Here is a 12573-nt window from a genome sequence, read left to right on the forward strand (position 1 = left end):
GGTCAGAACCCGTTAATGTGCTGCTCAGCCAGCCACCTTGCCAGCCTATCAACAGGAGGCGCATGCAGCCAGTTAACGACCTGCTGCGCCTTCTCTTCACCTGTTCCCGGCAAAGCCTGCCAGTCAGCGGCGCTCCGCTGATTCAGCGCCTGCCACGACGCCGCCCCAACCGCATTCAGCGTGGCTTTTGTCAGCGGGATCCCCATCGCTGTGACCCAGCGAATAAAAGGTTGCTTGCGCACCATATTAAAACGATGCCAGAGCGATAACCCGCGCCCGGCGGAAAAGCCAGGCGTGGACTGTAGCTGCGCCTGCGTCAGTGTTAACCACGAAAAAATATGCTCGAAACGATGCGTCTGATGAAGCGTTCGCCAGCCCGCCTCGCCTAACCCCTCGATCCCTAGCCCTTGTTTTGAGCTAAGCCACGTCAACCGGGCAAAGAACTGTTCCATACACGCTGGTGAGGCATAAAAACAGGTCAGCGAGTGGTACTGCAGGGCCGGAGGTTCTGGTTTTTCCCTGTTCGCTCCCCGCCAGACAACTCGATCGAATCGGGGGATCCCCTGCCCGGCGAGGCTTATCAGAACCTGATCGCCGGGAACAATATCCAGCCGCTGCCAGCGTGTGACCGACCCCAGGCTCACCCGCCGCACCTGTTTATCATCAAGCATTACTGGATCCAGTTCGGCTACAACGGACACCTTGCCCGTTCGCCCGACGCCAAACTGTATCCCTCGCACTTCAGCAACCTGAGCGACAGGCGTATATTTCCATGCGACAACCCAACGCCCTTCACCGGGTAACCAACCGTCGCCCGCGGGTTCATCCGCTGAACGCACCACAATGCCGTCCGTGGCAAAGGGCAATGCTGTTGTATGCCACGCTGAACGCTGCGCTTCGACCGCATTCACAGACGCGGCGGGCAGCGTATAACGCGCCGTCAGGGTGAACCCGGCTTTTGACAACGCATCCAGAGATACCTGCATCTCTTTAGGTCCATCCGGCCAGGCCCAGATAAACACGCCGAGCTGCCTGAGAAGTGCGCTATCGTTATGACGCATCATGGCGCCCGCCACTTTTGCCCGCATGTTCATCCCCCCCATCTGACGCTGGATGTGGTTTTCATGAATCCAGAACAGTTCACCCTGTAAGACGCTATTTGCCAGGGGGCCGGACAGGTTTTGCGGAACAGAGGGGATTGATCGAACCTGCGCCGTCCAGTCTTCACCTTTCACACCGTTGCCACGGCTAATGGCCCGGACAAGCTTCCCGCCCTGGTACACCAGCGTCACAGCCACGCCATCCACTTTGGGCTGCATCCAGAGATGTTGCCGGGCTCGCATCCACTGGCTGAGCTCAGCTTTACTGGCAACCTTATGCACGCCCGTATGCGCAACCGGGTGTGTCACACTACCTGTCAGAGGTGGCGGTCTCTCTTCGGAAGAGACATGACCAAAGCAGCGCTGCCACTGGTTCAACCGCGCGTTAAGCTGATCGTACACCCCGTCATCAACGTCACTGACTCCCTGCTTCCAGTAAGCATCGTCCCAGCGTTTGATCTGCGCGCTCAGCGCTGCAATTTCCTTTTCTGCTTTTGCCTGCGACCATACCGGGCATACCGCTAACCCGGTGCTACACCACAACAGCGCAAACCCGCTTATCCATCGCCACATTATTACCCCTCCTTTGCGTTGGAGGAGGTATAACCCGGTATTGAAAACGACGCGAATGGCAACGTTACGCTTTACGAGGCGTTATCCAGCGTTTCTTTTTGTTGCTGCAAACCGCAGACAAAACCTGAAAACGGCACGCAAAATTTAATCATCCACGGGAAAAAGTGTGACAAAGGCTACGTCACACAGCGGCGACGTGTATAATAAGCCCGTATGTAAGACTTCTTCGTTAACACATACAAAAGACTCTCATGGCTCAAGGCACGCTTTATATTGTTTCTGCCCCTAGTGGCGCGGGTAAATCCAGCCTTATTCAGGCACTGTTAAAAACCCAACCGTTGTACGATACGCAGGTTTCTGTTTCTCACACCACGCGAGCACCGCGTCCGGGTGAGGTGCACGGTGAACACTATTTCTTTGTGAATCACGACGAATTCAGAGCGATGATTGGCAGAGACGCGTTTCTTGAACACGCAGAAGTATTCGGTAACTACTACGGTACTTCGCGTGAAACCATTGAGCAGGTTCTGGCGACCGGCGTGAACGTGTTCCTGGATATCGACTGGCAGGGCGCGCAGCAAATTCGTAAGAAAATGCCTGATTCGCGCAGTATTTTTATTCTACCGCCATCGAAAGATGAACTGGATCGCCGCCTGCGGGGTCGCGGCCAGGACAGCGAAGAAGTTATCGCGAAGCGTATGGCACAGGCTGTTGCAGAAATGAGCCATTACGCGGAATATGATTACCTTATTGTGAATGATGATTTTGATGCCGCGCTGAGCGATCTCAAAACTATCCTTCGCGCAGAACGTCTGCGTATGAGCCGCCAGAAGCAGCGACATGACGCATTAATCACCAAACTGTTGGCAGACTGAACCCACTTTCAGTATCATGCCCAGTCATTTCTTCACCTGTGGAGCATTTTAAGTATGGCACGCGTAACTGTTCAGGACGCTGTAGAGAAAATTGGTAACCGTTTTGACCTGGTACTGGTCGCCGCGCGTCGCGCTCGTCAGATGCAGGTAGGCGGTAAAGATCCGCTGGTACCGGAAGAAAACGATAAAACCACCGTTATTGCACTTCGCGAAATCGAAGAAGGTCTGATCAACAACCAGATCCTCGACGTGCGTGAGCGCCAGGAGCAGCAAGAGCAGGAAGCCGCAGAACTGCAGGCCGTAACCGCCATTGCTGAAGGTCGTCGTTAATTAAACCTGCGGGTCGCCCTTGTATCTGTTTGAAAGCCTGAATCAACTGATTCAAACCTACCTGCCTGAAGACCAGATTAAGCGTCTTCAGCAGGCGTATCTCGTTGCACGTGACGCTCACGAGGGCCAGACACGTTCAAGCGGTGAACCCTATATCACGCACCCGGTAGCGGTGGCCTGTATTCTGGCCGAGATGAAACTCGACTACGAAACGCTCATGGCCGCCCTGCTGCATGACGTGATTGAAGATACCCCTGCCACCTACCAGGACATGGAACAGCTGTTTGGCAAAAGCGTTGCCGAGCTGGTGGAAGGGGTCTCTAAGCTTGATAAGCTGAAATTCCGCGATAAGAAAGAGGCGCAGGCCGAAAACTTTCGCAAGATGATCATGGCGATGGTGCAGGATATCCGCGTCATTCTCATCAAACTTGCTGACCGCACCCACAATATGCGCACGCTGGGCTCACTTCGCCCGGATAAACGTCGCCGCATCGCCCGAGAAACCCTCGAAATCTACAGTCCGCTGGCGCACCGTTTAGGTATTCATCACATTAAAACCGAGCTGGAAGAGCTGGGTTTTGAAGCGTTATACCCGAACCGCTATCGCGTGATTAAAGAGGTGGTGAAAGCCGCTCGCGGTAACCGTAAAGAGATGATTCAAAAGATCCTCTCTGAAATCGAAGGGCGCTTGCAGGAAGCCGGTATTCCGTGCCGCGTCAGCGGTCGCGAAAAGCATTTGTACTCTATCTACTGCAAAATGGTGCTCAAAGAGCAGCGTTTCCACTCGATCATGGATATCTACGCGTTCCGCGTCATCGTCCACGACTCGGACACCTGCTACCGCGTGCTGGGGCAGATGCATAGCCTGTACAAGCCACGTCCGGGGCGCGTCAAAGATTACATCGCCATTCCAAAAGCGAACGGATACCAGTCTTTGCACACCTCGATGATTGGCCCGCACGGCGTTCCGGTTGAGGTGCAAATTCGTACCGAAGACATGGATCAGATGGCGGAAATGGGTGTCGCGGCGCACTGGGCTTATAAAGAGCACGGCGGCGAAAGCAGCACCACCGCGCAAATCCGCGCCCAGCGCTGGATGCAGAGCCTGCTGGAGCTGCAACAGAGTGCAGGTAGCTCGTTTGAATTTATCGAGAGCGTTAAATCCGATCTCTTCCCGGATGAGATTTACGTTTTCACGCCGGAAGGGCGCATTGTCGAACTGCCTGCGGGCGCGACGCCGGTCGACTTCGCTTACGCCGTGCATACCGATATCGGCCATGCTTGCGTGGGTGCCCGCGTCGACAGGCAGCCTTATCCGCTGTCGCAGCCGCTCTTCAGCGGGCAGACTGTCGAAATTATTACCGCGCCGGGCGCACGTCCTAACGCTGCCTGGCTGAACTTTGTCGTGAGCTCAAAAGCGCGCGCAAAAATCCGCCAGCTGCTGAAAAATCTCAAGCGCGACGACTCCGTTAGCCTTGGGCGTCGTCTGCTCAATCACGCGCTGGGTGGCAGCCGCAAACTGGCAGAGATCCCACCAGAAAACATTCAGCATGAGCTGGAGCGTATGAAGCTCGCCTCGCTGGATGACCTGCTGGCAGAGATTGGCCTCGGAAACGCCATGAGCGTGGTCGTGGCGAAGAACCTGCAACAGGGCGAAACGACAGCCGTTCCTGCTAACGCGCAAAATCATGGTCACCTGCCAATCAAAGGCGCTGACGGGGTGCTCATCACCTTCGCCAAATGCTGCCGCCCTATCCCGGGCGACCCGATTATTGCGCACGTCAGCCCGGGTAAAGGGCTGGTGATCCACCACGAATCCTGCCGTAACATCCGTGGCTATCAGAAAGAGCCTGAGAAGTTCATGGCGGTCGAATGGGATAAAGAGACAGCGCAGGAATTTATCACTGAAATCAAGGTGGATATGTTTAACCACCAGGGTGCACTGGCGAACCTGACGGCAGCGATCAACACGGCCTCGTCAAACATTCAGAGCCTGAATACTGAAGAAAAAGATGGCCGCGTTTACAGCGCCTTTATTCGCCTGACCGCCCGTGACCGCGTACATCTGGCCAATATTATGCGCAAGATCCGCGTGATGCCGGATGTCATTAAAGTCACCCGTAACCGAAACTAGCATTATGAATTCAACACGTTACGAGCGAATCTGCGAAATGCTCGCCAGGCGTCAGCCTGATCTGACGGTCTGCATGGAGCAGGTCCATAAACCTCATAACGTCTCTGCTATCGTCCGCACCGCAGATGCCGTCGGCGTGCATGAAGTCCACGCCGTCTGGCCAGGCGCACGTATGCGTACCATGGCCTCCACCGCCGCAGGCAGCAACAGCTGGGTATCCGTGAAAACTCACCAAACTATTGGTGAAGCGGTCTCGCACCTGAAAGGGCGTGGCATGCAGGTTCTGGCAACCAACCTCTCTGCTAAAGCCGTGGATTTCCGTGAGATCGACTACACCCGTCCGACCTGCATTTTAATGGGCCAGGAGAAAACGGGGATCACGCAGGAAGCACTGGATTTGGCTGACCGGGACATCATCATTCCGATGATCGGCATGGTCCAGTCACTCAACGTGTCGGTCGCCTCAGCGCTGATCCTGTATGAAGCGCAGCGCCAGCGTCAGAATGCCGGAATGTACGAGCGCAGCAACAGCATGCTGCCGGAAGAGGAGCAGCAGCGCCTGCTGTTTGAAGGTGGCTATCCGGTGCTGGCTCGCGTTGCGAAGCAGAAGAAATTGCCTTACCCCCACGTCAACGCGCAGGGCGAAATTGAAGCCGATGCCGAGTGGTGGTCCACCATGCAGTACGCAGGGTAAATCATGAAAGGCCGCCTGCTGGACGCCATACCGCTCAACAGCCTGACGGGCGTGGGCGCGGCTCAAAGCAGTAAACTGGCGAAGATTGGCCTGCACACCGTGCAGGATCTCCTGCTCCACCTCCCCCTGCGTTACGAAGACCGTACTCAGCTTTATAAAATTGGCGATCTGCTGCCCGCTATTTACGCCACCGTTGAAGGGGAAGTGCTGAACTGCAACATCACCTTTGGCGGACGCAGGATGATGACCTGCCAGATCAGCGACGGCACCGGCATTCTCACCATGCGCTTTTTCAACTTCAATGCGGCGATGAAAAACAGCCTTGCCACCGGACGACGCGTACTTGCGTACGGTGAAGCCAAACGGGGCAAATACGGCGCGGAGATGATCCACCCGGAATACCGCGTGCAGGGCGATCTCAGCTCACCTGAGCTACAGGAGACGCTCACGCCGGTCTATCCAACCACCGAAGGCATTAAGCAGGCCACGCTGCGCAAGCTCACCGACCAGGCGCTGGAGCTGCTTGATACCTGCGCCATTAACGAGCTGCTGCCGCCGGAGCTGGCGCAGGGCATGATGAGCCTGCCGGAGGCGTTGCGCACCCTGCACCGTCCACCGCCAACGCTTCAGCTTGTTGATTTAGAAAGCGGTAAACATCCCGCCCAACGGCGTCTTATCCTTGAGGAATTACTGGCTCACAACCTGAGCATGCTGGCCCTGCGCGCAGGTGCGCAGCGTTTCCACGCGCAGCCATTAAGCCCGCATGATGAGCTCAAAGATAAGCTGCTGGCCACACTGCCGTTTAAACCCACCGGCGCCCAGGCGCGGGTCACCGCCGAGATCGAACGCGATATGGCGCTGAATGTGCCGATGATGCGCCTGGTGCAGGGCGACGTGGGTTCCGGGAAAACGCTGGTTGCCGCATTGGCCGCTTTACGCGCTATCGCCCACGGCAAGCAGGTGGCGCTGATGGCGCCGACAGAACTGCTGGCCGAGCAGCACGCCAACAATTTCCGTAACTGGTTCGCCCCACTGGGGATCGAAGTGGGCTGGCTGGCCGGGAAGCAGAAGGGCAAAGCACGTCTTGCGCAGCAGGAAGCTATTGCCAGCGGGCAGGTGCAGATGATTGTCGGCACGCACGCCATTTTCCAGGAACAGGTGCAGTTTAACGGCCTGGCGCTGGTCATTATCGACGAACAGCACCGCTTTGGTGTTCATCAGCGTCTGGCGCTGTGGGAGAAAGGTCTGCAACAGGGCTTCCACCCGCATCAGCTGATCATGACCGCCACGCCGATTCCGCGCACCCTGGCGATGACGGCCTATGCCGATCTGGATACCTCCACCATCGACGAGTTGCCGCCGGGCCGAACGCCGGTGACCACGGTTGCCATACCGGACACGCGGCGCAGCGACATCATTGACCGCGTGCGCAACGCCTGTACGCAGGAAGGGCGTCAGGCGTACTGGGTCTGCACCCTGATTGAAGAGTCTGAGCTGCTGGAAGCGCAGGCTGCCGAAGCCACATGGGAAGAGTTAAAGCTCGCCCTGCCAGAGCTGAACGTCGGTCTGGTTCACGGGCGCATGAAGCCTGCCGAGAAGCAGGCGGTGATGCAGTCGTTCAAACAGGGCGAGCTGCACTTACTCGTTGCGACCACGGTTATCGAAGTGGGCGTGGATGTGCCGAACTCCAGCCTGATGATTATTGAGAACCCGGAGCGTCTGGGCCTGGCGCAGCTCCACCAGCTACGAGGCCGCGTGGGCCGTGGTGCGATCGCCTCTCACTGCGTGCTGCTCTACAAAGCCCCGCTGTCGAAAACCGCGCAGATGCGTTTGCAGGTATTACGCGACAGCAATGACGGCTTCGTCATTGCGCAAAAAGATCTGGAGATCCGCGGCCCGGGCGAACTGCTGGGCACGCGTCAGACGGGTAACGCCGAATTTAAAGTGGCGGATTTGCTGCGCGATCAGGCCATGATCCCCGAAGTACAACGCCTTGCGCGTCATATTCATGAACGCTACCCCGAACAGGCGGCAGCGTTAATTGAACGCTGGATGCCGGAAACCGAGCGGTATTCCAACGCCTGACGATCAGCCAAACATTGGCAGCATCAGGTAGAGCTTAATGACCAGCGCGTTGACGATATCAATGAAGAATGCGCCCACCATCGGCACCACCAGAAACGCCATGTGCGACGGGCCGAACCGTTCGGTGATCGCCTGCATATTCGCGATGGCCGTTGGTGTCGCTCCCAGACCAAATCCACAGTGACCCGCAGCCAGTACCGCCGCATCATAGTTTTTGCCCATCATGCGCCAGGTAACAAAGATGGCATACAGCGCCATAAACACGGCCTGTACCGCCAGGATCGCCACCATCGGCAGCGCCAGCGAGGCCAGCTCCCACAGCTTGAGGCTCATCAGCGCCATCGCCAGGAACAGCGACAGGCTGACGTTTCCCAGCACGGACACCGCGCGTTCGAAGACGCGGTAGAAGCCCATCTGCGCCAGACCGTTGCTCAGGATCACCCCGATAAACAGCACGCAGACAAAGGTTGGCAGTTCGAAAGCCGTTCCCGCCAGCCATTGCGCAACGATTTTGCCCACGGTGAGGCAGATGGCAATCATGGCGATGGTTTCAATCATCACCAGCGAGGTGATGCTGCGACCAACGTCCGGTTTTTCGAACGCGGTCGGCACCATTTCATCGTCTGGTCTGCCTTCCGGCGTAGTGGAATGTTTCACCAGGTAGCGCGCCACCGGGCCGCCAATCAGCCCGCCAAGCACCAGGCCAAAGGTCGCGCAGGCCATTGCCACTTCCGTTGCGTTTTCAAAGCCATAGCGTTCGATGAACAGCTTGCTCCACGCCGCGCCCGTTCCGTGGCCACCTGACAGGGTAATCGACCCCGCCAGCAGACCCATCAGCGGATCCAGCCCCAGCAGCGACGCCATACCGATGCCGATGGCGTTTTGCATCAGCAGCAGGCCCACCACGACAATCAAAAACACGCCCAGCACCTTGCCGCCTGAACGCAGGCTTGCGAGGTTAGCGTTCAGGCCGATAGTGGCAAAGAAGGCCAGCATCAACGGATCTTTCAGGGACATATCAAAATCAATTTCCCAACCCATGCTTTTTTTCAGCACCAGCAGGGCCAGCGCCACCAGCAATCCACCGGCGACAGGTTCAGGAATGGTGTACTTTTTCAGAAAGGAAACACTGTGTACCAGCTTGCGACCAAGCAGAAGAACCAGCGTTGCGGCAACAAGGGTCGACAACGTATCGAGATGAATCATAAAAGGCTCCTGTTATGCGCGTGTTCCATACACACGCGGCGTTATCCTGGGCCGGGTGATGCTCGTCATGAGCCGCCGGCGCGAAAAGTGTAATTTTTTTTTCCTGTTCGTTGTAGAAAACCTGCTCACACCGGCAGATTTTCTCTCTTTTTTTTGCTGGCAATCGTTTGCTTTTACCAGGTGGTCAGCTAAAATGCCCGCTTTTCCACCGTGGGATTGCCGCCGATGTCTGTTAACACTCTGGAGTCTGCTGATGCGCAACCGATTGCGCAGAAGCAAAACAGTGAACTGATTTACCGCCTTGAAGATCGTCCCCCGCTACCTCAAACCCTGTTTGCCGCCTGCCAGCATCTGCTGGCGATGTTCGTTGCGGTCATCACGCCGGCTCTGCTGATTTGTCAGGCGCTGGGGTTACCGGCGCAGGATACGCAACACATCATCAGTATGTCTCTGTTCGCTTCCGGTGTAGCCTCCATCATTCAAATTAAAGCCTGGGGTCCGGTGGGTTCGGGGTTGCTGTCGATTCAGGGCACCAGCTTTAACTTTGTGGCGCCGCTGATCATGGGCGGTACGGCACTGAAAACCGGCGGCGCAGATGTCCCGACGATGATGGCGGCGCTTTTCGGCACCCTGATGCTGGCAAGCTGCACAGAGATGATCATCTCCCGCGTTCTGCACCTTGCGCGCCGGGTGATCACCCCGCTGGTCTCCGGCGTGGTGGTGATGATTATCGGCCTGTCGCTGATTCAGGTGGGTCTGACCTCCATCGGGGGCGGCTACGCGGCAATGAGCGACCATACCTTCGGCGCGCCGAAAAACCTGCTGCTGGCAGGCGTGGTGCTGGCGATCATTATTCTGCTTAACCGCCAGCGTAACCCGTACCTGCGCGTGGCTTCGCTAGTGATCGCCATGGCGGCCGGTTACCTGCTGGCGTGGGCGCTGGGCATGCTGCCGGAAAACACCACCCCAACCAACAGCGCGTTGATTACCGTGCCAACGCCGCTCTACTACGGCCTGGGCATTGACTGGAGTCTGCTCCTGCCGCTGATGCTGGTCTTTATGATCACTTCGCTGGAAACCATTGGCGATATCACCGCCACCTCCGACGTGTCCGAGCAGCCGGTCTCCGGCCCGCTGTACATGAAACGTCTCAAAGGCGGCGTACTGGCGAACGGACTGAACTCGTTTGTCTCGGCGGTGTTCAACACCTTCCCGAACTCCTGCTTCGGCCAGAACAACGGCGTGATCCAGCTGACCGGCGTGGCCAGCCGCTACGTGGGCTTCGTGGTGGCGCTGATGCTGGTGGTCCTCGGCCTGTTCCCGGCGGTGAGCGGGTTTGTACAGCACATTCCCGAGCCGGTCCTGGGCGGCGCGACGCTGGTCATGTTCGGTACCATCGCGGCCTCCGGCGTGCGTATCGTCTCCCGCGAGCCGCTGAACCGCCGCGCAATCATGATTATTGCGCTGTCTCTCGCCGTAGGACTTGGCGTCTCCCAGCAGCCGATGATTTTGCAGTTTGCCCCGGACTGGGTTAAAAACCTGCTCTCTTCCGGCATCGCCGCGGGCGGTATTACCGCTATCGTGCTGAATCTCATTTTCCCGCCTGAAAAGAACTGATCCCCACACGGCAGGCTGTCAATGCCTGCCGTGACATCTCTTTACACCATTCCCGCCTTGAGCATTGCGCATAAATCGTGCATAACACCCTTATGTGCGTTTCGCGGGAAGGAAGACCATGAAATTTATTGGAAAGCTGCTTATCTATCTTCTGGTAGCCCTGCTCATTGTAGTGCTCGCCTTTTATTTTCTGCTCCAGACCCGCTGGGGCGCATCGCAGGTCAGTAGCTGGATCACGGTGAATACCGATTACGAGCTCAACTTTGACCTGATGGATCACCGCTTTTCATCCCCTTCTCACATCCTTCTGGAAAACGTCACCTTCGGACGAGATGGCAAACCAGCCACGCTGGTCGCTAAAAAAGTGGATATTGGCTTAAGCAGCCGCCAGATCACCGACCCGCTGCATATGGACGCCATCACCCTGTTCGATGGCACGCTGAATTTATCTCCACAGACGGCGCCGCTGCCGTTCCAGGCCGATCGTCTGCAACTGAATAACATGGCCTTTAACAGCCCGAATACGGAGTGGGATCTCAGTGCGCAAAAGGTGACCGGCGGCGTCAGCCCGTGGCAGCCCGAGGCGGGGAACGTACTGGGGAAAAATGCGCAAATCCAGATGAGCGCCGGGTCGCTCACGCTCAACGGCATACCGGCCAACAACGTGCTGATTCAGGGACAACTCAACGGCAAAGAGGTGGTGCTCAATACCATCGGTGCCGATATGGCGCGCGGCTCGCTTACGGGGTCGGCTCAGCGTAATGCCGACGGTGGCTGGGTTATCGACACCCTGCGTCTGAATGAGATACGCCTGCAAAGCGACAAATCGCTGCTGGATTTCTTCGCCCCTCTCTCCACCCTGCCTTCGTTACAGATTGGGCGGCTGGAAGTGACCGATGCCCGTCTACAGGGGCCAGACTGGGCGGTTACCGACCTTGATCTTAGCCTGCGTAACCTCACCCTGAGTAAAGGGGACTGGCAAAGCCAGGAGGGACGGTTATCCATGAACGCCAGCGAATTTATCTACGGCTCGCTGCATCTTTTTGACCCTATCCTGAACGCGGAATTCTCCCCGCAGGGCATTGCGCTGCGTCAGTTCACTTCCCGCTGGGAAGGGGGCATGGTGCGCACCTCCGGCAACTGGCTGCGCGACGGGAACGCGCTGGTGCTGGACGACGTTGCCATTGCCGGGCTGGAATATACGCTTCCGGAAAACTGGAAAACGCTGTGGATGGATCCGCTTCCGGCATGGCTGAACAGCGTGACGCTGAAAAAATTCGGCCTGAGCCGCAACCTGGTGATCGACATCGATCCGGCGTTCCCATGGCAGATCACCTCCCTCGACGGTTATGGCGCTAATCTGCGTCTGGCGCAAGACCACAAGTGGGGCGTGTGGGGCGGTAACGCAACCCTGAACGGGGCGGCAGCAACCTTTAACCGCGTCGACGTGCGACGCCCGTCGCTGGCGCTGAATGCCAACGCCGCAACGGTAAACATTACCGACCTGAGCGCCTTTACCGAGAAAGGGATCCTGGAAGCGACCGCCACCGTGTCACAGCTGCCACAGCGACAAACCACCGTGAGCCTGAACGGGCGCGGTGTACCGCTCAACGTCTTGCAGCAGTGGGGCTGGCCAGCGCTGCCGATTGCGGGCGACGGCAATATTCAGCTCACCGCCAGCGGCAGCGTGCAGGCGAATGCGCCGCTGAAGCCGACGGTGAACGGGAAGCTGAGCGCGGTGAATATGGATAAACAGCAGGTGCAACAGACGATGACCGGCGGGATGGTGTCGGCGGTGGCTCCGGCACAGTAAAAAGCCGGGTGGCGGCTTCGCCTTACCCGGCCTACGAGATTTTGGTTCCCTCTCCCCGTGGGCTGAGGGTTCCCCACAAATTAATGCGAGCACTGAGCAATCCCCTCGCCCCTCCGGGGAGAGGGTTAGGGTGAGGGGAACATACG

Annotated in this window: 9 protein-coding genes; 7 read left to right on the forward strand and 2 right to left on the reverse strand. The window is 57.5% G+C overall.

The window, feature by feature from the left end; genetic code table 11:
- Positions 1-2 precede the first annotated feature (2 nt).
- Positions 3-1673, reverse strand: coding sequence for an NAD-dependent DNA ligase LigB (ligB, locus tag ACNQ0T_RS15730; RefSeq protein ID WP_193131626.1), 1671 nt, complete (start codon positions 1671-1673; stop codon positions 3-5).
- Positions 1674-1924: 251 nt separating this feature from the next.
- On the opposite strand from ligB, the gene gmk reads away from it, so the two are divergent.
- Genes gmk through recG form a run of 5 tightly spaced genes read left to right on the forward strand, consistent with a single transcriptional unit; the run spans position 1925 to position 7791 of the window.
- Positions 1925-2548: a guanylate kinase gene (gene gmk / locus ACNQ0T_RS15735; RefSeq protein ID WP_006177710.1), complete on the forward strand. Its 624-nt coding sequence runs from the start codon at positions 1925-1927 to the stop codon at positions 2546-2548.
- 54 nt (positions 2549-2602) lie between these two features.
- The gene (gene rpoZ, locus ACNQ0T_RS15740) at positions 2603-2878 is read left to right on the forward strand and encodes a DNA-directed RNA polymerase subunit omega (RefSeq protein ID WP_000135058.1); all 276 of its coding nucleotides are present in this window, start codon (positions 2603-2605) and stop codon (positions 2876-2878) included.
- Between the two features lie 19 nt (positions 2879-2897).
- On the forward strand, positions 2898-5012 hold the full coding sequence (gene spoT / locus ACNQ0T_RS15745; protein ID WP_022646616.1) for a bifunctional GTP diphosphokinase/guanosine-3',5'-bis pyrophosphate 3'-pyrophosphohydrolase: 2115 nt from the start codon (positions 2898-2900) through the stop codon (positions 5010-5012).
- A gap of 4 nt (positions 5013-5016) precedes the next feature.
- Positions 5017-5706 (forward strand): tRNA (guanosine(18)-2'-O)-methyltransferase TrmH, encoded by a 690-nt coding sequence (gene trmH / locus ACNQ0T_RS15750; RefSeq protein ID WP_032622047.1) that lies wholly within the window; start codon positions 5017-5019, stop codon positions 5704-5706.
- Between the two features lie 3 nt (positions 5707-5709).
- A complete protein-coding gene (gene recG / locus ACNQ0T_RS15755; RefSeq protein ID WP_023299014.1) occupies positions 5710-7791 on the forward strand; it encodes an ATP-dependent DNA helicase RecG in 2082 nt (693 codons plus the stop codon).
- A 3-nt stretch (positions 7792-7794) separates the two neighbouring features.
- On the opposite strand, the gene gltS is transcribed toward recG, so the two are convergent.
- Entirely contained in the window at positions 7795-8997 is a 1203-nt protein-coding gene (gene gltS, locus ACNQ0T_RS15760) for a sodium/glutamate symporter (protein WP_006812438.1), read from the reverse strand.
- 225 nt (positions 8998-9222) lie between these two features.
- Between gltS and xanP the strand changes: the two genes are divergently transcribed.
- Together xanP and ACNQ0T_RS15770 are read left to right on the forward strand one after the other, a co-directional pair.
- A complete protein-coding gene (gene xanP / locus ACNQ0T_RS15765) occupies positions 9223-10614 on the forward strand; it encodes a xanthine/proton symporter XanP (RefSeq protein ID WP_015570053.1) in 1392 nt (463 codons plus the stop codon).
- Positions 10615-10732: 118 nt separating this feature from the next.
- Positions 10733-12427 (forward strand): AsmA family protein, encoded by a 1695-nt coding sequence (locus ACNQ0T_RS15770; RefSeq protein ID WP_045621023.1) that lies wholly within the window; start codon positions 10733-10735, stop codon positions 12425-12427.
- Positions 12428-12573 lie beyond the last annotated feature (146 nt).

The sequence above is a fragment of the Enterobacter cloacae complex sp.6700776 genome (assembly GCF_048284255.1).
Taxonomy (GTDB): domain Bacteria; phylum Pseudomonadota; class Gammaproteobacteria; order Enterobacterales; family Enterobacteriaceae; genus Enterobacter; species Enterobacter intestinihominis.

What these genes read in the sequence shown, in the direction of transcription:
- ligB (WP_193131626.1), bottom strand. Translation starts at nt 1,673, where the DNA reads ATGTGGCGATGGATAAGCGGGTTTGCGCTGTTGTGGTGTAGCACCGGG.
- gltS (WP_006812438.1), bottom strand. Translation starts at nt 8,997, where the DNA reads ATGATTCATCTCGATACGTTGTCGACCCTTGTTGCCGCAACGCTGGTT.
- gmk (WP_006177710.1), top strand. Translation starts at nt 1,925, where the DNA reads ATGGCTCAAGGCACGCTTTATATTGTTTCTGCCCCTAGTGGCGCGGGT.
- recG (WP_023299014.1), top strand. Translation starts at nt 5,710, where the DNA reads ATGAAAGGCCGCCTGCTGGACGCCATACCGCTCAACAGCCTGACGGGC.
- ACNQ0T_RS15770 (WP_045621023.1), top strand. Translation starts at nt 10,733, where the DNA reads ATGAAATTTATTGGAAAGCTGCTTATCTATCTTCTGGTAGCCCTGCTC.
- trmH (WP_032622047.1), top strand. Translation starts at nt 5,017, where the DNA reads ATGAATTCAACACGTTACGAGCGAATCTGCGAAATGCTCGCCAGGCGT.
- xanP (WP_015570053.1), top strand. Translation starts at nt 9,223, where the DNA reads ATGTCTGTTAACACTCTGGAGTCTGCTGATGCGCAACCGATTGCGCAG.
- rpoZ (WP_000135058.1), top strand. Translation starts at nt 2,603, where the DNA reads ATGGCACGCGTAACTGTTCAGGACGCTGTAGAGAAAATTGGTAACCGT.